Here is a 19,546-nt window from a genome sequence, read left to right as displayed (position 1 = left end):
CAATTACCTGTTATTGCTTTGCTCACTCCAGTCGCTCGCAATGACAAGAAAACTGACTACGCAGACGCACAGATATTATTTATCAGGAATATTCAATTTTGTCAATGTTTTGAAATTGGAAGATTAGAGTATGATAGTATATAAAACATTATGATTTTATATCTGGATTCCCGCTTTCGCGGGAATGACAATGGAAGGGGAACGGCTGGGAAAAGGGATTTATAGAAAAAAGGGAATCCTTTATTCTGTCATTCCCGGCTTGACCGGGAATCCAGATTGATATCAATCCCTACATACGCAGGGACAGGCTGGATTCCCGTTTCCACCCAACCCTAAAACTTCGGCCGGAAGAGCACCAGCGCCGCCGGCAGCACCAAGAGATCCCCTATCAGCGCCGTCAGCATCGTGACGCCGGAGAGAAAACCAAAGTAGGTCGTCGGCTTGAAGCTCCCGAACAGCAGCGTCCAGAACCCGAACAGCAGTATGATCGACGTGGTGACGATGGCTCTCCCGGAGGTGTTGAGCGCCCTTTTGATCGCCTCCTCGTGGTCGTTGACCTCCCTGAACTCTAACTTGTAGCGGTTCAGGAAGTGGATCGTGTCGTCCACCGCAATGCCGATGGCCACCGTGGATATCATAACCGTCGCCGTGTCGAGATTAATCCCGAAGAGCCCCATCGCCCCCATCGTCATGGCGATCGGGATCGTGTTCGGGATGATCGAGATCAGCCCCAGCCTCACCGACCTGAGCTGGAGACCTAAGAGCAGGAAGATTATCACAAACGCCAGGGAGAACGAGACCATCTGGCTCCTTATGATGTAATCCACCATGTGGACGTAGAGGGGAACGATGCCGGTCATCCTGCCGGTCAGCCCCTCGGGGAGGTTCTCCTTGAAGTATTTGTCGGTCTTGTTGAGAAGGATTTTGCACTGCTTGGACGTGATGTTCTTCGCCCTCCCGCTGATCCGCATACCGGACGAGTCGAAGTTTAGGAAGTACTCCAGCTCGCCGTCCGGGGCCATCTCGTAGAGTAGGAGGAGCTGGGCGATCCCCCCCCGAGTCTCGGGGATCCTGTAGCTCTCCGGGTTGTTTTCATCAAAGGCCATGTTGAGGCGCTTTATCAGGTCGGTGACGGCAAGGGAGGTGGAGATGTCAGGGTCGGCCGCGAGGTATCTCTGGAAGTCCTCCACGGCTTTGAGCGTATTAGGCTCGTGGCCGGTGCCCGGCTCCCCCTCGATGATGAACTCCACGGGGGTGACGTTGCCCACGTTATCCTCCATGAAGTGGTAGGCGACCCTGAGCGGGTGGCTCTCGCGCATGAACTCGATGTCCTGGGTCTCCACGTTGATCTTCGTCATGTAGTAGACCGAGCCGAAAAAAAGCGCCGCCCCTAAGATTACGACGGGGACGGGATGGGAGGTCGAAATCCTGTAGCACCAGTTGAGGACGGAGACGATTACCCCCCTCCCCTCGTCGTGGGGGGTCTTCTTTTTAGGGAGGCGCATGAAGCTGTAGCTTATGGGGATAAAGGTCATCGTTATAATGAACGCCGTCAATATCCCCGCCGCGGTGAAGAGCCCCGTCTCCCTCACCGGCACCATCTGGCTCAGGCCCAGCGTGGAGAAACCGACGGCGGTGGTCACGGTGGTCATGAGACACGGCACGCCGATAACCCCGATTGTGTTCACGATAATCTCCCGCTTAGATTTCCCTGCGGAGTCCAGGGCGCGTTCGAAGTAGTGGTTTATGATGTGGATCGAGTCGGCGACGCCGATGACCATGATCAGGGTCGGCACCATCGTGGTCATCATGCTCATCGACTTTCCGGTGATCTTGTAGATCCCCATGGCGATCACTACGCTTATTCCGACCGACGAGATTGAGAGGGCGACCGCCGACCACCGCCTCATGGTGATAAACAGGGTGAAGACCGTAAGGAGGATGGTGATGGGGATAAAGGTCGTGAGGTCTTTGAACGTAAGCTCATTTAAGGAGACGTTGAGGACGGGAATCCCCGCTATGTGGATGGTGTCTCCCCACTCCTTTTCATATTTTTTGGCGATCCCCCTCACCTCCCTCACGATCTCGGGGCGCCTCTCGTCGATGATGCTGATGTCCTTAAGTCGCGCCGTTATCAGCGTTGTCTTTCCGTCCTCCGAGATCAGGGTGCCGATGTATAGGGGGTTGGAAAAGACCCGCTCCCTGAGCTTTTCGATCTCGGCCTCATTTTTCGGGAACTCCTCCATCAAGTCCCCTATGTGAACTCCGTCCTCGACCCCCCATACGTCCACGGCGTCTGTCACGCTGACCACGTAGGTGACACCCTTGACTTTCTTCAGGTCGGCGCTGATGTCGGAGATGATCTTTAGGTCTCTGGCGTTGAATATGGAGTCGACGTTTTTGGTCTTGAGGGCAACGGAGATGAACTCGTCCCCGCCGTAGGTCTTGTTGAACTCGGCGAAGTCCTGCATGTTCGGGTCGTCCTCGACGAACCAGATCTTTATGGAGTTGTCGACAGAGACGTCCCTGGCTCCGTAAAGGGAAATTGTAAATATGCAAAGGATTGCCGCAAGTATGGGGATGCGGAATTTAAGAATCAGCTGGCCGAATCTTTTCATATCTCGTCTAACTTCATGCCGCCCTTGGATTTAACTTCCGCTTCAATTTTCAAAGCTCCGGAGTTCATTTAAGAAATATCCCCTCAGCTTTTCCGAAGGCTCGGGAAAAAGCCGGTCCTGATCTGGATCGCCCCCTCGGGGCATATCTCTTGGCAGCAGAAGCAGCGGATGCACTTGTTGTAGTCGATATTGATCTTCGTCTCCGATTCGGTGATCGCCTTTGCGCTGCAGATATTGGCGCACTGCCCGCACACGATGCAGGCTTCGTGATCGACAACGGGCCTGGGGGTCAGGGTCCTCCTCGCTATCCTCGTGATGACCGACGGCACCCCCCCCAAGATAGGGCCGGTGGGCGGAAACCTGAACCCGTCGACCGAGACGTCCTCGACCCTTTCGCCGACGACCTCGACGTCCGACAATTCTGCGACACCCATCCCTTCCCTTTTCGCAACGGCAAGGGTGTAGAGGAGCGAGGGGTCAAGCCCCACAACCTTTGCTGCCACGGCGTCTACGGCAGAAGCGTCCACTCCGGCGAAGATCAGCCCCAGGTCAACCGGGTCGCCGCTTCCGGGGCCGTTTCCCTCCATCGCCGTTATTGCGTCCATGATAGACAACGTTGGATTTATCAGGTAGTGGAGGTCGAGGAGCATCCTTGCGAATTTCTCAGGGTGGTTTCCCACCTTGAGGTGCCACTGGGTCTTCCTGGCCCCCACGACAGCCCCGAAGAGGTTCTTCACCGCCATCGTCATGACCATCTGGCCATGGGTTTTCAGCTTCGGGACGTTGATGATCTTGTCCGCCTCGGTTATCTCCCTTGCCACCTGAAAGGACTTGAACATCCCGCTCGGATTGCTCAGGGTCACAGGCTCGTCGAACTTCAAGACCGTAACATTGTACTTCTTTATTACGGGAATAAACTCCCCCTTCGAAAGACAGGACGCGAGGCTCCCGATGGCGGGGCTGTCCCCGATCATCGGGACGCCCCCGGCGTCCATGACGAGCTTGACCACGGCCTCCACCACGGCTGGGTGGGTCTGGACCGCCTTCTTAGGCGGCCTTGCGGAGAGCATGTTCGGCTTCACGATGACTCTCTCCCCCTTTGACACGAATCTACCGATTCCCCCCAAGAGATCTACGGCCTGACCGACCTTCTTATAAACCTCCCCCGAGCCGTAGTCGTCGCATCTTACCAGAGAGACCTTTACCCTTTTATCAATATTTGCCAAGGCTTAACCTCCGATCTTACTATCTAAGATACCACAGCATTAGAAGATTAGTCAACAATGAGAGAGTGTATAAATACATAATATGGGAGATTGAAAATTCCATACATGATATTGGTCATAAACTCTCCGCTGTGAAACCGTCTTTTAGACGACAAAAAGAGTGTAGATTTTACCGTCAGGTCTGAACCATAATCGGTTGTCAAGACAATAAATTCCTTGAACCAAATCCCCCATTTTTGGTATTATATCTTCTTTGGAAGGAAGAAAGTCGGATAGAGAAAGATTGACTTAAGGAAAATTTGAGGGGCTAAAGGGAGGTTCCCCTGTATTGTAGAATCGGCCCAGATAGACTTTCAAGGAGCGTTTTGAAAATGGCACGTAAAAAGACCGAGCTTAAAGGTAATATTAGTATGGTGGAAATACCCGTCAACGACCAGAAGGCGGCCCTAGAGTTCTGCCGGAGACTCTCCGCAATGATGAAGGAGTATGGCCCCGAAGAAGACCCCACGAGGCCGTCCCTGCCGAAAATGTCAAAAGGCGACGGCGTCGAGGTATCCGTGGTCATCCCTGTATACAACGAGGAGGATAACCTCCCCCTCATCTACGACAGGCTGATAAAGATATTGGAGGAAGCCTCTTCGTCCTTCGAGATAATTTTCGTGGACGACGGAAGCAAAGACGGAAGCCTCGATATTATGCGGGGTCTCGCAGGCAAAGATGGTCGGGTCAGGTGCGTGGAGCTGGCGCGAAACTTCGGCCACCAGCTCGCCGTCACCGCCGGGATCGACTACGCCGTGGGCAGCGCCGTAATAATCATGGACGCCGACCTCCAGGATCCGCCTGAGGTCCTCCCCGACCTGATAAAGAGGTGGCGGAACGGAAGGGACGTGGTCTACGCCATAAGGGAGAAGAGGAAGGAGTTCTTTCTGATAAGGGCGGCCTTCGCCCTCTTCTACCGCATCCTGCAGCGGGTCTCATCAATATACATCCCGCTGGACACGGGGGACTTCTGCCTCATGGACAGGAGGGTCGCCGACATCATGCGGGGGATGAAGGAGGAGAACCGGTTTCTGAGGGGAATGAGGAGCTGGGTGGGTTTAAAACAGGAGGGTTACACCTACGAGCGCCACGCCCGCCACGCCGGCGAGACGAAATATTCGATTGCCTACAGGGTGAGGTTCGCCATAGACGGCCTGATATCCTTCTCCCACCTCCCCTTGAAATTCGCCTCCTACTCGGGGGTAGCAAGCCTCCTGATCTCTCTCGTCTTCGGCGCATACTATCTGACCGTCCATCTGACGGGGGGCCTCAGTGAGCCTAAGGCCGCAATCCTGATCGTCGCCCTCTTCTTCGTGGGGGGCGTCCAGCTTTTGACCCTCGGCATAATGGGGGAGTATATCGCCCGGATCTTCGACAACGTCAAGGGGCGCCCCCTCTACGTGGCGAGGCGCGCGGGGACGGTGGACGATTCGGAGGACTGAGGAGATCGAGGATATAAGTCTTTCAGACCGGTAAGCGGCCAAGTCATAGGTCACTCTCAGTTCGCCGAAGGATTTTTGCCGTCGAACTCCAAATATCTGACATATTAATATTACTTCCGAGAACTTTCGCTATCTCAACAGAAGTTACATCAATTTACAAAACAGAAATGGAGTAAACCTACAAAATCTGCGCTCACCTCCCAGCGATGTACTTTGCCAGGTCGAGGAGCCTCCCCGCGTAGCCGTACTCGTTGTCGTACCAGACGAGGAGCTTTACCACCCTGTTCATTATCACCCTAGTCGACGGGGCGTCCACGATGGCGGAGTGGGAGTTCCCCAGAATATCCGCCGAGACTATCTGGTCCTCGTTGAACTCGATGATCTTTTTCATCGGCCCCTCGGCCGCCCTCTTGAGCTCGCCGTTTACGCCCTCCACCGTAACGTCCTTTTTCAGGTGCGCAACGATGTCGGTCAGCGCCCCGTCCGGGACGGGCGTCCTGACCGCTATGGCGTCCATCTTCCCGTCGAGCTCCGGGATGACAAGGGCCGTGGCCTTGGCCGCCCCGGTCGACGTGGGAATAAGGGATACCGCCGCGGCCCTCCCCCTCGTCCTCTTAAGGGAGGCGGTGGCCTTGTCCACCAGCGCCTGGCTCGCGGTGTAGGCGTGGATCGTGGTTACCATCAGGTACTCGATCCCGAAGGCGTCGTTCAAGACCTTGACCGGCGGGGCGAGGGAGTTGGTCGTGCACGAGGCGTTGGAGATAATATCATGCTTGCCGTTGTCGTAGAGGCTCTCGTTCACCCCCATGACCACGGTCAGGTCGGCCGACTCCGATGGCGCGCTTATGACCACCTTTCTGGCGCCGGCGGTGATATGTTTTGCCGCATCCTCCCTCCTCCTGAAGCGCCCCGTGCACTCCAGAACGATATCCACCCCCATCTTCCCCCAGGGGAGTTTCTCGGGGTCCGTCTCGTTTGTGACCTCGATCTTCTTGGAGCCGAGGATAAGACTGTCGCCCTCGTTTCCGACGCCGAAGCTTGCCCTCCTGTGTACGGAGTCGTACTCGACCAGGTATGCGAGCTCTTCAATCGGTGTCAGGTCGTTTGCCGCAACGATCTCTATCCCCTCCGGATCGTCCTGAATATAGTGGCGAAGGACGAGCTTCCCGATTCGCCCAAGCCCGTTTATGGCAATCCTTGTCATAATGATACCCCTTTAAACTTTTTTAAGGAAACTTCAGATAATGCGATTTTGTATTCGTTTAATATATCACAAATTAATATTTTAGATACTTTTTTCGGGAGGGAGATAATATGAACGGTAAGATCGAGTCTCAAAGTTGAGCATAGGCTCAAAAATGTTTTTTAAGATAACGCAAACGTTTGGAGAAATAATGGAGGATCTTTTCAGAAACGAGGCGCAGCTACTCATCTTCGTCGCAAAGACAAACCTGGTGAAGCGATACTTTGACGGCAGACTCTCACTCAATGAGGCTGCAAGCAGGATGATGAGGATCGACACCTTGGAGATGCTGATCCATTACTGTGACTTCGTCGAGTATTACGACGAGATCGAGGGTCTTAATGAGTGAGCGACGAAGGGGAACTCATCGATCGGCGCCCCCTTCAGAGCCGTCCTTCAAGGTAAATCACTGCAAGGACAGAGCGGATGCTCCCCGATCCCCCCATATTCGGCCCCTCGTAGGCGATCGTCGCGGCGAGCCGCTCCCCGTCCGGGGAAAATGAGCTGTCCGAGACGACAACCCTCTCCGTGTCGCAGACGTTCTCCCTAAACCATCTCGAGTCGTTGCTTTCCGACTCGTTGAAGAAGGTTATCGGTCTCCTTCCGCTCCCGTCCGGATTCATGGCCCACAGCTCCGTCTTAACGTATCTCCGCCAGGTATGGCCGCTAACCGAGTCGAACTCCACATCGAGTCCCTCGCCGGACATCCAGACGATGAGGTCTCCCCCGGGCGAGTAGTGAGCGTGCTCGTCCCAGTCCTCGGCCGTGGGGGTCAGCCTCCTGAGGATATTGCCGTCAAGCTCAAGCTCGTAAATATCGAGTCCGTTCAGGGGTTGTTTAGGAATAAGGTTTCCGGAAAAGAGCACTCTGGAGTCATCGGGCGAGAAGCCGTGGCTCTCGTAGAAGCTCCTGAAATTGCCGGGGGTCAGCGTCGTCACGTTCTTGATCACGACCTTACCGTCCTCGAAGCCGATCTCTCCGATCTTGAGGGCCCACTCGCCCCACTCCTTGCCCCCCTTACCGTAACCCCTCCCCAGCGACTCCGTCCAGAGGAGCTTCTTCCCGTCGTGACTGAACTGCGGGTGAATCACCCCCCGGGACCTCTTGAGATTTGTCTCGATATCGGTTAGCCTGACGACGAAGTCGCCGTCGATTCCCGCGGCCCAGAGGTTGCAGTTTAGCCCCGTCCCCGGCTTTGCAAATGCATCGGCCTTTTCGCCCACGGCGTCCTCGTTCTGGGCGGTAAATACGAAATATTCCCCGGATGGGTGGAGCGCCGCGCCGCCGTTCTGCCTTTTCGGAAATCCGTTGCCGCACGTCAGACAGCGGCGGTCGGAGCCGTTCGGCCGAATGATCCAGACGTCGTGATAACCGTCATGAAAGCTGGCCCTGGAGTAGACGATAAAATCCCCGCCAGGCGACCACTCCACATCGGACGAGTTCCTGTCCAGTATCGTAATCCGGACCGAATCTTCCCCCTTTTTCTTGTCCATCACGGCATCGGAGGCGACCGCCGCAATAAAAAAAACGATGACCGCCGACAGAACGATAAGCTTATTTATATTCATTTCGCTCCCCCATCAAAAAATATTCTGTGAATATTAGACTGAAAAGAAGGGGAAAGGTTAAATCATCAAAAAGAATTTCAGGTATATCAACAGGCCCGTGCGCGCAAAAAGAATCGGACAAATATTGCTCGAGTCAAAGATCAAACCGTAGGATCAAATTTATACTAAGGAAATCAGGCTGAATACACACGTTGACCTTAAAGGCTAAAAGAAATATAAACTGGAGAATCGGAAGGGAAGAGAGAATCCGGGGCAGCGTCTTTCGAGTTAAACCCTTGTCAGGTTGAAAAACATCCCGAAAAAGTGGGAAATGCTCCCCCCCATCACGAAGAGGTGCCATATGGTGTGACTATAGGGCATCTTATCCAGGGCGTAGAAGATTATACCAAAGGTGTAGCTCAGCCCTCCTATGACGAGCCAGACTATCAATCCCTTGGGGGCCATTATGAGCATCGGCTTGATGGCTATTACGACGAGCCACCCCATAGCGATGTAAAATAATACGGAGAGAATTTTGAGCTTGTTTATTATGAAGAACTTCGTGATTATCCCAGCTATAGCCATCCCCCAGATGAGGCCGAAAAGGGTCCAGCCCCAGGGACCACGCATTACGGTAAGGGTTATGGGCGTATAGGATCCTGCTATTAAAAGGTAAATAGACGCATGGTCCATAACCCTGAAAAAATGCTTGACTTTTGGATTTGTGAAGCCGTGGTAGAGGGTCGAGGCGAGGTAGAGAATTATCAGCGTGGCTCCGTAGATTGAAAAAGTGACGACCCGCCATGCGTCGCCGTAGAGGCTCGAAAAGACTACCAGAAGCACCAGTCCCGCTATGGAGAGGGCAACCCCGATCCCGTGGGTGATGCTGTTTGCGATCTCCTCCCCTATGGTCTGATCCGTCGACCCTGAAACTTCCCTCGATTTATCCGATTCACCGCTCATTTTAGAACTTTCCTACTATCTTTCACCGTTTTCGAACCGTTTTAAATATAGCAGCTTTTGTATTTAAAATACTGTCCAGCCATCGGCAGCAAGGCCGATCGGAATTTTACTATTTTATCTAATCTATCTATTTTGACCTGAATGTCAAGGGAAAAAGGAGTAATATTTTTTCAACCCCCTTCTTTTTTTTCTTGACAACAAACCCTCCGCTATATATAATAATATTGTTAGTCTTGCCTAATAATGTTATATGCATCGAATACCCGTGGGTTGGGCAAAAGAGGGGATGGGGCAAAAGCGGGGACGGGGAAGGAGGCAGGCGAAGGGCAAAAAGAGGGAGTGGGGCAAAAACGGGGACGGGGGACGGGGTAAAAGGCGGGCACGGTACAAAAGCGGGGATGGGTCAAATAGGTTTTAACAAGGTAATTAGGATATGGCCGTAAGAAGGAACCATAACGAAAAGAGGGAGAGAGAAGAGATCATAAACAAGTTCTACACCGTTTTTTCAGAAGACGGCCTTGAAAATCCCGAAGAGCGGTTCAAGCTCCTCGATCTATTTTTGGATTCGGAAAATCACCTCTCGCTTAACAAGCTGCATGAGATGTCTCAGGCCGCAGGCCTTTTTCTTACTCCCCAGAAGATCTCCGATTACATGGATATTTTTGAGCGATACGGCCTTGCAGAAAAGGTCGAAAATCAGGACGGGAACGTTCTCTACGAGCACCTTCATCTCGGAAAACACCACGATCACATGATCTGCGTCAAGTGCGGGAAGATACTCGAATTTGAAGACGCCGATATAGAGCATCTGCAGAATAGTGTGGCCGCATACCACGGGTTTTTGCCCCTCAAACACAGCCTGACCATGTACGGACTCTGCGATAAATGCCAGGGGGAGAGAGAGAAGTTCATCCGCCTCAGCGACGCAAATCCGGGGGAGAGGGTGAGAATAGAGAGATTCATGGGGGGACACAGGCTGAAGAACCGCCTTCTCTCAATGGGGCTCTCAGTCGGAAAGGAGGTCGAGGTGTTAAACGCGGGCAGGCCCGGCCCCACAATCATCGCAGTGGACGGGAGCCGAATCGCCCTGGGCCACATGCTTTCGAGAAAGGTGTGGGTCCTGGTAAACCACTTTTAGGGAACACTTAGGAGATTTTTTTTGTCGTTTGAGTTAGGCATGTCTAACTTTATTAGAGATAGTATCGTAATAAAAAATGGCACACCGATTTTGAAGGGTTACATGTGTGGAAGTTGACGCAGGCTGTCGATTGAAGGATAATCGGGTTTAATAATATGGATTCTATCATGAAAAGGAATATGGAATGAGCGTTATTAATGTGGCGATAGCCGGAAACCCAAACAGCGGAAAAACCACCATCTTCAACGCCCTGACGGGTTCGAGACATATGGTGGGGAACTACCCCGGCATTACAGTGGAGAAGAAGGAGGGAAAGATAAAAATCGAGGGGAGGGAGGTAAATTTCATCGACCTTCCGGGGACATACAGCCTTACCGCCTATTCCCTCGAGGAGTTAGTGGCGAGGAATTTCATAGTCGAGGAAAAGCCGGACATGGTGGTCGACATCATCGACTCCTCGAACCTCGAGCGGAGCCTCTACCTCGCCGTTCAGCTTATGGAGATGAACGTTCCACTGATCCTGGCCTTCAACATGACAGACCTTGCGGAGCTGAGGGGGATCGAGATTAATGTTGAAGAGCTCTCCGGGCTCCTTGGCATTCCGATAGTGAAAACAATCGGCAACAAGAAGACGGGCTTGGATCAGCTCAAGCGGACGATCGTTATGGTCGCCGAGGGAAAGATCGAGTCGACTCCGAGCAAGATATATTATGAAGACAGGGTGGAAGAGGAGATAGCGAGGCTCGCGGAGATCATAGAAAAGTCGTCCCTTTCGGAATCAGGATTCTCCCCCCAGTGGCTCGCGGTAAAGCTCCTGGAGCACGACACAGAGGTGGAAAAGAGGCTGTCGGAAGATGAAAAATGGGAGGAGATAGAGACCGCCCTTGAAGGGAGCAGGGAAAACCTGCTGAAGGTTCTCAAGGAGGACTCGGTAAACCTGATAGCCGAGGGACGCTACGGATTTATCAAGGGCACGATGAAGAAGGCGGTAAGACACATCAGAGAGGATCACATAATCGTGTCCGACAAGATCGACAAGGTTCTCCTGAATAACCTCCTCGGGATTCCGATATTCGTCGGCGTGATGTACATAGTCTTTCAGGGCGTCTTCAAATGGGCGGGCCCCTTTATGGATTTAATCGACGCCTTTTTCGGATGGATGGGGAGCGTCGCCGCACTCATAATCCCGGAGGGATTGATCCAGAGCCTTGTTGTCGACGGGATCATCGGGGGCGTGGGGGGGGTCCTTATTTTTCTCCCCCAGATACTCTTCCTCTTTTTCTTCATCGCGCTTTTGGAGGGCTCCGGCTACATGGCCAGGGCGGCGTTCATCATGGACAGGGTCATGGAGAAGTTCGGGCTGAACGGGAAGGCCTTCGTCCCGCTCCTCTCGTCCTTCGCCTGCGCCATCCCCGGGATAATGGCGACGAGGACGATCGAGTCGGAAAAGGGGAGGCTTGTCACGATGCTCCTGGCCCCCCTTATGTCCTGCTCGGCCAGACTCCCCGTCTACACACTTATGATCTCGGCCCTGATACCGCAGAAGAAGATATTCGGGGGGCTGATCGACGCCCAGGGATTCACGCTCTTCTCCCTCTACTTCGGGGGAATCCTGGTGGCGATGGTGATGGCCCTTATATTCAAGGCCACGATATTAAAAGGGGAGTCCCCGCCCCTCGTAATCGAGCTTCCACCCTACAGGATTCCGACGCTGAAGGAGATTTTCGTGCAGATGTGGGATCGTTCGAAGCACTATGTCCAGAAGGCGGGGACGATCATCCTCGCCATATCGATAGTCATCTGGTTTCTCTTCACCTTCCCCAGAAATCCCGATACAAAGGTCGACTACGACAAGCTGAGGGAAAATAGAAAGACCGAGTTTGTACAGGAGACCGGATTCAAGCCGGGCGCCCTCGAAGAGGGGGGCGATCTTTACGACAAATACCTGCCTTACGCCGAATTCGACAAGGCGGTCGAGGAGGGGGGATTCGAGGAGGGGGACGAGGGATACAAATCGGCAAAGGATACCCTCGACAAAGAGCTGTCGGTACTCAAGGCGGAAAGTCCCGACCTGTTCGATGCGGTTTCCGTCTACAGGGAAAAGTACCTCCCCGACATCGAGGAGATCGACAACAAAGAGGCGATGGAGCTCTTCTCCCTCTCCTACGGCGGCAAGGTAGGCAGGGGGATAGAGCCTGTATTTAGGCCGCTGGGGATGGACTGGCGGCTTTCCGTTGCTATGGTTGCGTCCTTTGCGGCAAAGGAGGTGTTCGTGGCGGCGATGGGAACGCTCTACTCCCTCGGCGGGGAAGTCGGGGCGGAGAGCAAGGCCCTCATCCAGTCGGTGAGAGACGACCCCCTCTTTGCGGGAAGGGCGGGGATCCTCCTCGCAATTGTCGTCATGGTCTTTTCCCTCCTGTCGACGCCCTGCATGGCCACGGTGGCAGTGGTGAAGCAGGAGTCGGGGAGCTGGGGATGGGCCGGATTTTTGGTCCTTTACACCTTAGTTTTGGCTTGGATCGTCTGCTTCACCATCTGGCAGGGGGGAAGGCTGGTCCTGGAGCTCTAATCGAGAGCGCCCCTCATCATCGGAGACAGGGACGGGTCAGTAATTTTTAAAGAGGAGGGATTGTAAGATGTGGGATATAATTATTGTTTTTTCCGTGGTGCTATTGGCTTCCTTCTACATTATCCGAAGGATAGTCAAGGCCCTCTCATTAAAAGACGGCGCAAGCGGCTGCGGCTCGTGCCCGATGTCGGGAAACTGCGCCATGTATGTGAAGGGCGAAGGGTGCGAAAAAAAGTGAAGGCAATAAAATAATCACGGGCTTAAAAGCGTCTATAGAATAGAGGGAAAGCTGTGAATTTATTAGTGCCGCCTTTGAGCTTAAATATTATATATTGGAGGATAAGATGACGGAGCAAAAATGGATAAAGTGGGACCCTGATAACGGTATTATCGAATCAAACTTCGGGAGACTGGTAATGTACGCCGAGGGTTTCATCAGGGGTTTTATAGAGGAGCTTACGAAATCGGGGGGCACGGCGCTGGAGAAGATGGTGATCAAGGATATGGCCTTATCCATCGGAATCGACTATTCCGAGTCAAACGGCCTGAACTGGCGCTCCTTCGAGGATAAAATGGACCAATTTCTGTCACCGTTTGAAGAAATCAATAATAAACCGGCCGAGCTTGAGTGGGACGGCAAGAGCAGGAATATGAAATATGGAAATTTCCTCAAAACCAAGCTGTGGCCCCTGAAGACCATCGGGGCGTTCAAGTCATCGGCGGAAAAGGCCCTTACGGAGAGGGGAGCCAACGCCATCATAGGGCAGGCGTCCCGAAAGGCCGGAAGGGAGTTTGCCAATTCGGTGGGCAAGGCCTTTAACTGGGATTCAATGGATAAGGTCATTTCGAGCATGGGCGGAATAATGCCCCAAAATTTCAGGACGCTGGGCTGGGGGAAGCTGGAACTTTTTATGAAGGCAGAGGATCGCGTTGTCGTATTTGTTATGAAAGGAATATACGAGGCCGAGGTGGGCGGCGATAAGGCGTCCCTTACAATACTCAAAAACCAGATCGAGGGGATAGGAGAGAGCCTGGCGAAAAAGGAGAGCCTTTCGGTAAAATGTAAAGAGGTCGACTCCCCCCTGGGCGGTGACACGAGGATTGTGGTCTTAAAGCTATCGGGGTCGGGAGAGGATGTGGACTGGGACTTGGTGCCTTGGCGGGAGATGGTCGCATAGTGAAGTTGAATTGAAAATTGCATGCTCTATCTGAACATATAACATTGAAAAGGGGGCACTTTACCTATCTCCTCTGCCGGTGTCCCCCTCATCGTTATATGAGACAAACATTTTGTTTCGATTCCCTTCCCTGGGACATTGTTCATCCTAGGTCTGCCTTGAAAAGAGCAAACGCTGTTATAGACTAAAAACCTTCAACAGAGCTTAATGAGGTGGAATTTGGTAAAGTGATTTTGCTACAATAAAAGTTTTTCAAGCATCTCAAGGTGTCAATACAAAAGGTTATTAAGGAAAAACCATGGAAACTGACGAAATCCAAAAAGACGTCAGAATGAACGGCGAAGACAAGTACTACCTAAAGAGGAAGAGAAGTATTGTCGGGCAATTCAATTCGATGTTAAAAAAGATGTATCCTTACATCGAGTCTCAATTTGGAGGCGAATTTGCGGAAACCCTAATACCGCAGCTGCTGTTGGAGCTTGAAGAGATCATCCCAAAAATACCCGATGTCGGCGGCAAAAAGAGCCCCTTTATCAGGGAGATGGTCCTTTCCGCATACGCCGTCTCGTTTTACCAAGCTATGAACCGCAGCGGGATACCGCTGCGGGACATCGGTTTGACGCTGTACAGGTCCTTCGAGTATTATCTCAATACCCTCCCTAGATCCATCAGATGGTTAATGGGAGCGTGGAGTTTTTCGCCCTTTGTCAAAAAAAGATACGAGGGAGGCGTTTCGGAGTCTAAAAGCGGAATTTACCCCAAGGGCTTTGTATACGATTATGTGGGGGGGGACGGGGAGAGTTTCGACTATGGATTGGACATCAAGGAATGCGGAATTTTAAAGTTCTTCCAATCTTTAGGGATTGAGGAGTTCACGCCGTATCTCTGCATCACCGATTATTGTGTATGCAAGAGCCTTTTTACGGGCTTTTATCGCACGTCTACCCTAGCGTCAGGCGGTCCCGTATGTGATTTTAGATTCAAGAAAGGGGGAGAGACCGCTGATGGTTGGCCGCCGGAAGCACTTCCAGAATGGAAAGGCTGATAATACTTTCGCCCGCCTCTTTTTGACGGAACAAATCGACTTACTAATATAAAAAGGGGACATCGGCCCTATCTCACCCGCCGGTGTCCCCATTTCTTTTAGACAATATAGATACCCTGACTTTATGATATTGTGAAGATAAGTTATTTCCTTAAAGGAGGAAGGCAATTATTGATTAATCACGCCCATGGAAGATCAGCGGATTGAAAGGTCTTTACAATTAAGGGGTTTTTCGCTTTTTTATAAAGGCACTGCAATAGAAAAGCGGGCGCTCCCCATCTCATCCCCCCTATTGATCGAATCTACAAGACATCCCCCCTCCCCCTTCACTCGATGAATTGAAGACCCCAAGAACAAAGCCCTGCCCACTGCCCCCTTGCTCACTTACTCTCATTCAACCCGTCTGTCCACTTCCCCGCATCATCGAACCGGCAACACCCTCTTTCCCTCCCCCTTAATAAATCAGAAAACTGAAATCCTGATTTCCCCTGCCCACCCCCCCCTACCCATCTCTCCACATCGATTAAATAAAAAAATCTCCTTAACTCCCTACTTTCTATCCCCTGCCCCCTTGATAAATCAGAAAAAGGGAATTTTCGTTTATCCCCGCCACCCTCGTCGATCAAATAAAAAAATCTCCCTCTCCCTCTCTCCCTACCACAATTTAGATCCCGACCGATTAGTTTAGAATGTAGTTGACCGGATTCACGGGAACGCCGTTTATCCTGACCTCATAGTGGAGGTGGGGGCCGGTGCTCCGCCCCGTGTTTCCAATTGTGCCCAACCTCTCCCCTCTTTTGAGTCTTTGACCCTCTCTGGCGTCTATGCTGTTGAGGTGACCGTAACAGGTTGAGATGCCGTAGCCGTGATCTATTATCAGGAATTTGCCGTAGCCGCTTCTGATGCCGGCAAATATAACGATGCCGTCCGCCGAGGCGTTAATTCTGGTACCGACCCTGTTTGCTATGTCGAGCCCCTCGTGCATCCTCCTTCCGCGAAACCCGAAGCCGGATGTGACAAATCCCCGGGTCGGCCAGATGGAGGGCGTGGAGGCAAGGAGGTTTTCCTGCTCTTCCAGGAAGCTCAGAAGCTCGTTCAGGCTTTGCTCCTCGTGATTTGCCACCTCACTGAGCCTTTCGATCTCGCTGTTCAGCTCATCGAAGAGGGCGGACGTTCTATCGTCGAGGGAAGATTTCTCCTTCCCTCCGGGGATGGGACCCCCGATGCCGAAGAGGGTCTTCTCTTCGGTGTACTCATCGATGTCGGCGAGATCTCTAATCTTCTCGTCGAATCCCTTTATCTTATCCATTCTCGCCGAGAGGGTTTCATAGGTCTTCTCAAATCCTTTGAGCTCCTCCTTCAGCTGTCTGTTCTGTTCGGAGAGGTCTCCCATTTCAACATATCTGGATCGAACATCTATATAGTTGTAAAACATATATCCCGATATTATAAAAGTCGCAAGGATTAAAGCCGTAAGAATATATAGAGAGTGGTTGGAGAATTTCAGCTTGAAAAGGGTCGAGGCCCTTTCCGGGACTATTATAACGGTATAATGTTTTTTTCTTACCATGATTAAAATCTATCCCAATTTAGGATTTTAGTATAAAGCCGCCTTACGAAAACCGTTTATCAACACAAATACTTAACATATCGATCGAAGATTATGGACAACATCTCCTGTCATATAAAAAAACTTGCACTCACCACTCTCAATTTTTCAGTTCAAGACAAAGAGGAGCGGATTTATCGGCACATCGTTTATTCTTACCTCGTAGTGGAGGTGGGTGCCGATTGAGCGCCCGGTGTTTCCCATGAGGGCGATCTTTTGCCCGCGCTTTACCCTGTCCCCCTCGTCAACAAGGATGTTTTCAAGATGGCCGTAGCCGGTGGAGATTCCGTAGCCGTGATCTATGATGACGTATTTGCCGTAACCGGTCCTGATTCCCGTAAAGGATACGACTCCCACCGCCGGCGCAAATATCGGGGTACCGGCCTTGTTGATTATATCGACGCCGTTGTGCATTCTCAGCTTGCCGGTGATCGGGTCTTTCCTGAAACCGAAGCCCTTTACGTTGTAGATACCCCTCGTAGGCAGAATCGAGGGGGTGGAATCGAGGCGGTTCTGCTGCCCCTCGAGGAAGCTGTAGAGCTCCTGGAGGCTCTTTCCCTGCGTCTCCGATTTCTTCTGGAGTCTATCAATATCATTGCTGATTTTATCCGTGAAAGAGCCGAAATCGTCCTTGTCGGTTTTTGACTCTCCCTCTTCATCAACAAGGGGGCCGCCTATGCCGAACATCTCGTATCCCCCCGAGTATACCTTCACGTCCGCCATATCGCAAAGCTTGTCATTCAGGGCCTTCAACCCGTTCAGTCGGGTTGACAGGTCGGCGAAGGTGCTCTCGAACTCCTTTATTTGTCTCTCCTGAACCTCCGTCTCCTCCTCGAGATACGCCAACTTCTTAGACTCCATGTGCATTTTCACGTAGCTCACGGCGAGGACGCCGGAGAGGATAAATGAGGCGATGAATAGAAAAATCATGATATTCAGGGATATGGACGATATCTTAAATCTGCTCAGACTCTCAGCCCCGTCCGTAACTATCATAATGGTATAATAACTTCGATAATTCATAGCTAAATATCAAATACCGAACCAAATATCGAACTCGAAATGAAAATAGTGTTACGGAGGCTAAAAACAAAGAAGGCGAGTTTGGAATCTATCATTAAATTGAGCTAATGTCAATAATATTATATAAATTTAATTATTTTACACTGATGAAAAAAGGGGAAAAGGCCCTGATTTCCCTCTTTTGTCGCCGAAAAACGCATTTTCGGGCGACAGAAAGGAGCTTTTTTCGGAAATCCCGGCCTTTTTGCCCCTCGTGGATTGGCAAATGTCTACTTACAGTAGTCGGAGGTCTTGGTTACCGAGTTGATCGTGACCTCTGCCCCCTCCATTATGACAAACTCGCTCAGGCCCACCTCGCCCTCTTTGCTTCCCCAGTCGTAGGTGTAGCCGAGTCTCGTCCACGGGTATCCACCCTCGCCGTACGACTTCGACCTGAGGTCGTTGAACCAGAGGATATGTTTTTTCGAGATCGTGACGAGCCGCTTCGGCCCCGGGAAGTCGAGCTCCGCCTCCATATCCGTGACCTCCGGGTCGGGGCTGGGGCGAAAAAGGTCTTCGGGGGAGACCCATATCTCCACAAACCTGTCCTTTCCGTTATTCGGCGGAAGCCCCATAAGCCCTTCGAGCCTCAAGGTAAGGGCCTCCGGCGCCAATCTACCGAGGCGGTTTTCTCTGGAGAATTCTTTCAGCTCCGGGACGGTAGTCACCCAGATCTCCCTCGTCAGGACCATCTTCTTTCCCACCAGCACATCGTAGCCGTTCCAGGACGTCCATGTCACGACCAGAAGCTCCCTCTTTCCCGGCTCCCCGCGCCAGACGAGGTTCTTGTTCGTCTCGACGATAGGGACGAGGTTTGTGGATATCTCGCTTGGCTCCGCCGTCTCGGCGTCGGCCACAGCCATGATATAGGCGGATTTGAGCTTATTCAGGTCACCGGAGCCTATCGCGGGCGACATTGTTGCGCAGGCGCTCAATATTACCGAGCTTGTGGACAGCGCAAAGATGGCCGTGACAATAAGCGCCGCCCAACGGAAGCTTTTAGTCCTATCTGATCTTTTCAATTTCATATCAAGCCTCACTTATTACCTGTTTCATCAAAAAACTACTATCTAAACAGCGCTCCGCCCCTTTGGACGGGCGGGGAAGACCGCCTCAAATGCGACTACTTTTCCTTGTCTCTGGCGCCATGCCCGACGGCCGTGGGACGCGACCTTGCGAGGTTAGACAGCCTTTCGTGCTCGTCCTTTCTTATCTCCCCCGCGGCGAGCCTCCTGTCAAGCGCATCAAAGATGTCTTCCCCCTCCTCCTCCTGAATCCCCTCCCGCTTCTCAAGGAGGCACCTCCCGAGGAAAAAGATGGCGGCAAGCCCGGCGACAATGAGAAGGAATGCGATGATGATGACTATTAGAAACATTTTTTTAATAGAAAGGTTATACAGATTTGACTAAACAATATACTTATTTAGTAAATTTGACAAGACAATTTTCAATAGGATCTTTTGGAGAAACATTTGAAGAACAAAGGTTAAAACTTAATCCCCCCCCTTATCGCCTTTTCCTTAAGGTAGTTGACAAAGGCGGAACAAGAGACGAGCATGTATTTTGCATCTTCCGGAAAGATTTTAATATCACCTTTAGTCTTTGGATGGCGAATACCTTCATTGCTGGCCCAACCATAAATACGTTTATAGGCTTCCTGCAAGTTTGTATTTATTTCAACCCTACCGGATTTTTCAATATTCTTAAATGCATCACCCAAACTTTCATTTTTCCTCCCAGAAATTATTTTTAACATCGCCTCAACTGCGCTTATGGATTCCTTAATTGTAAAAGTCAAGCACCTTCCGTACAGTATGTCCTCTCGGGGCCGCCGATTTAGGCGGCTTCCTTTGGTATCTCGTTTCTTT

18 protein-coding genes are annotated in these 19,546 nt (G+C 51.8%); 7 read left to right on the top strand and 11 right to left on the bottom strand.

The window, feature by feature from the left end; genetic code table 11:
- Window positions 1-332: 332 nt before the first annotated feature.
- Both JW984_04100 and JW984_04095 read right to left on the bottom strand, forming a co-directional pair.
- Complete coding sequence (locus JW984_04100) at window positions 333-2,618, bottom strand: RND family transporter (protein MBN1572361.1); 2,286 nt, start codon at window positions 2,616-2,618, stop codon at window positions 333-335.
- An 83-nt stretch (window positions 2,619-2,701) separates the two neighbouring features.
- A complete protein-coding gene (locus tag JW984_04095) occupies window positions 2,702-3,844 on the bottom strand; it encodes a DUF362 domain-containing protein (GenBank protein ID MBN1572360.1) in 1,143 nt (380 codons plus the stop codon).
- Window positions 3,845-4,254: 410 nt separating this feature from the next.
- Between JW984_04095 and JW984_04090 the strand changes: the two genes are divergently transcribed.
- Complete coding sequence (locus tag JW984_04090; GenBank protein ID MBN1572359.1) at window positions 4,255-5,325, top strand: glycosyltransferase; 1,071 nt, start codon at window positions 4,255-4,257, stop codon at window positions 5,323-5,325.
- 193 nt (window positions 5,326-5,518) lie between these two features.
- Here JW984_04090 and gap read toward each other — a convergent pair whose 3' ends face one another.
- A complete protein-coding gene (gap, locus tag JW984_04085) occupies window positions 5,519-6,529 on the bottom strand; it encodes a type I glyceraldehyde-3-phosphate dehydrogenase (protein ID MBN1572358.1) in 1,011 nt (336 codons plus the stop codon).
- A 190-nt stretch (window positions 6,530-6,719) separates the two neighbouring features.
- Here gap and JW984_04080 point away from each other — a divergent pair, with 190 nt between their 5' ends.
- Window positions 6,720-6,917, top strand: coding sequence for a hypothetical protein (locus JW984_04080; GenBank protein MBN1572357.1), 198 nt, complete (start codon window positions 6,720-6,722; stop codon window positions 6,915-6,917).
- A 34-nt stretch (window positions 6,918-6,951) separates the two neighbouring features.
- Here JW984_04080 and JW984_04075 read toward each other — a convergent pair whose 3' ends face one another.
- Window positions 6,952-8,136 carry a hypothetical protein gene (locus JW984_04075; GenBank protein MBN1572356.1) on the bottom strand — a complete coding sequence of 395 codons (1,185 nt, stop codon included), beginning with the start codon at window positions 8,134-8,136 and terminating at the stop codon, window positions 6,952-6,954.
- Window positions 8,137-8,403: 267 nt separating this feature from the next.
- A complete protein-coding gene (locus JW984_04070; protein ID MBN1572355.1) occupies window positions 8,404-9,078 on the bottom strand; it encodes a hemolysin III family protein in 675 nt (224 codons plus the stop codon).
- 433 nt (window positions 9,079-9,511) lie between these two features.
- Between JW984_04070 and JW984_04065 the strand changes: the two genes are divergently transcribed.
- The 5 genes from JW984_04065 to JW984_04045 all read left to right on the top strand — a co-directional run bounded on the left by JW984_04065 (window position 9,512) and on the right by JW984_04045 (window position 15,008).
- The gene (locus JW984_04065) at window positions 9,512-10,216 is read left to right on the top strand and encodes a transcriptional repressor (protein MBN1572354.1); all 705 of its coding nucleotides are present in this window, start codon (window positions 9,512-9,514) and stop codon (window positions 10,214-10,216) included.
- 184 nt (window positions 10,217-10,400) lie between these two features.
- Window positions 10,401-12,785, top strand: a complete 2,385-nt coding sequence (feoB, locus tag JW984_04060) for a ferrous iron transport protein B (GenBank protein ID MBN1572353.1) — start codon at window positions 10,401-10,403, stop codon at window positions 12,783-12,785.
- A 67-nt stretch (window positions 12,786-12,852) separates the two neighbouring features.
- A complete protein-coding gene (locus tag JW984_04055) occupies window positions 12,853-13,023 on the top strand; it encodes a FeoB-associated Cys-rich membrane protein (protein MBN1572352.1) in 171 nt (56 codons plus the stop codon).
- A gap of 106 nt (window positions 13,024-13,129) precedes the next feature.
- Entirely contained in the window at window positions 13,130-13,963 is an 834-nt protein-coding gene (locus tag JW984_04050) for a hypothetical protein (protein MBN1572351.1), read from the top strand.
- Window positions 13,964-14,261: 298 nt separating this feature from the next.
- A complete protein-coding gene (locus tag JW984_04045; protein MBN1572350.1) occupies window positions 14,262-15,008 on the top strand; it encodes an L-2-amino-thiazoline-4-carboxylic acid hydrolase in 747 nt (248 codons plus the stop codon).
- A gap of 380 nt (window positions 15,009-15,388) precedes the next feature.
- Here JW984_04045 and JW984_04040 read toward each other — a convergent pair whose 3' ends face one another.
- The 6 genes from JW984_04040 to JW984_04015 form a co-directional block, all read right to left on the bottom strand.
- A complete protein-coding gene (locus JW984_04040; protein MBN1572349.1) occupies window positions 15,389-15,634 on the bottom strand; it encodes a hypothetical protein in 246 nt (81 codons plus the stop codon).
- Between the two features lie 53 nt (window positions 15,635-15,687).
- On the bottom strand, window positions 15,688-16,578 hold the full coding sequence (locus JW984_04035) for a peptidoglycan DD-metalloendopeptidase family protein (GenBank protein ID MBN1572348.1): 891 nt from the start codon (window positions 16,576-16,578) through the stop codon (window positions 15,688-15,690).
- Window positions 16,579-16,725: 147 nt separating this feature from the next.
- On the bottom strand, window positions 16,726-17,613 hold the full coding sequence (locus tag JW984_04030; protein MBN1572347.1) for a M23 family metallopeptidase: 888 nt from the start codon (window positions 17,611-17,613) through the stop codon (window positions 16,726-16,728).
- A gap of 296 nt (window positions 17,614-17,909) precedes the next feature.
- Complete coding sequence (locus JW984_04025) at window positions 17,910-18,656, bottom strand: hypothetical protein (GenBank protein ID MBN1572346.1); 747 nt, start codon at window positions 18,654-18,656, stop codon at window positions 17,910-17,912.
- Between the two features lie 146 nt (window positions 18,657-18,802).
- The gene (locus tag JW984_04020) at window positions 18,803-19,054 is read right to left on the bottom strand and encodes a hypothetical protein (GenBank protein ID MBN1572345.1); all 252 of its coding nucleotides are present in this window, start codon (window positions 19,052-19,054) and stop codon (window positions 18,803-18,805) included.
- A 110-nt stretch (window positions 19,055-19,164) separates the two neighbouring features.
- A partial coding sequence (locus JW984_04015) for a hypothetical protein (protein ID MBN1572344.1) occupies window positions 19,165-19,546 on the bottom strand: 382 nt, incomplete at its 5' end.

This window comes from Candidatus Zymogenus saltonus (assembly GCA_016929395.1).
GTDB classification, from domain to species: Bacteria; Desulfobacterota; Zymogenia; order Zymogenales; family Zymogenaceae; genus Zymogenus; species Zymogenus saltonus.
The sequence above is the reverse complement of the archived record's forward strand: the minus strand, read 5'-3'. Positions and strand labels throughout refer to the sequence as shown.

Coding starts and splice junctions, on each gene's coding strand:
- JW984_04100 (MBN1572361.1), bottom strand. CDS start 2,618: ATGAAAAGATTCGGCCAGCTGATTCTTAAATTCCGCATCCCCATACTT.
- JW984_04090 (MBN1572359.1), top strand. CDS start 4,255: ATGGTGGAAATACCCGTCAACGACCAGAAGGCGGCCCTAGAGTTCTGC.
- gap (MBN1572358.1), bottom strand. CDS start 6,529: ATGACAAGGATTGCCATAAACGGGCTTGGGCGAATCGGGAAGCTCGTC.
- JW984_04080 (MBN1572357.1), top strand. CDS start 6,720: ATGGAGGATCTTTTCAGAAACGAGGCGCAGCTACTCATCTTCGTCGCA.
- JW984_04075 (MBN1572356.1), bottom strand. CDS start 8,136: ATGAATATAAATAAGCTTATCGTTCTGTCGGCGGTCATCGTTTTTTTT.
- JW984_04070 (MBN1572355.1), bottom strand. CDS start 9,078: ATGAGCGGTGAATCGGATAAATCGAGGGAAGTTTCAGGGTCGACGGAT.
- JW984_04065 (MBN1572354.1), top strand. CDS start 9,512: ATGGCCGTAAGAAGGAACCATAACGAAAAGAGGGAGAGAGAAGAGATC.
- feoB (MBN1572353.1), top strand. CDS start 10,401: ATGAGCGTTATTAATGTGGCGATAGCCGGAAACCCAAACAGCGGAAAA.
- JW984_04055 (MBN1572352.1), top strand. CDS start 12,853: ATGTGGGATATAATTATTGTTTTTTCCGTGGTGCTATTGGCTTCCTTC.
- JW984_04050 (MBN1572351.1), top strand. CDS start 13,130: ATGACGGAGCAAAAATGGATAAAGTGGGACCCTGATAACGGTATTATC.
- JW984_04045 (MBN1572350.1), top strand. CDS start 14,262: ATGGAAACTGACGAAATCCAAAAAGACGTCAGAATGAACGGCGAAGAC.
- JW984_04035 (MBN1572348.1), bottom strand. CDS start 16,578: ATGGTAAGAAAAAAACATTATACCGTTATAATAGTCCCGGAAAGGGCC.
- JW984_04030 (MBN1572347.1), bottom strand. CDS start 17,613: ATGATAGTTACGGACGGGGCTGAGAGTCTGAGCAGATTTAAGATATCG.
- JW984_04020 (MBN1572345.1), bottom strand. CDS start 19,054: ATGTTTCTAATAGTCATCATCATCGCATTCCTTCTCATTGTCGCCGGG.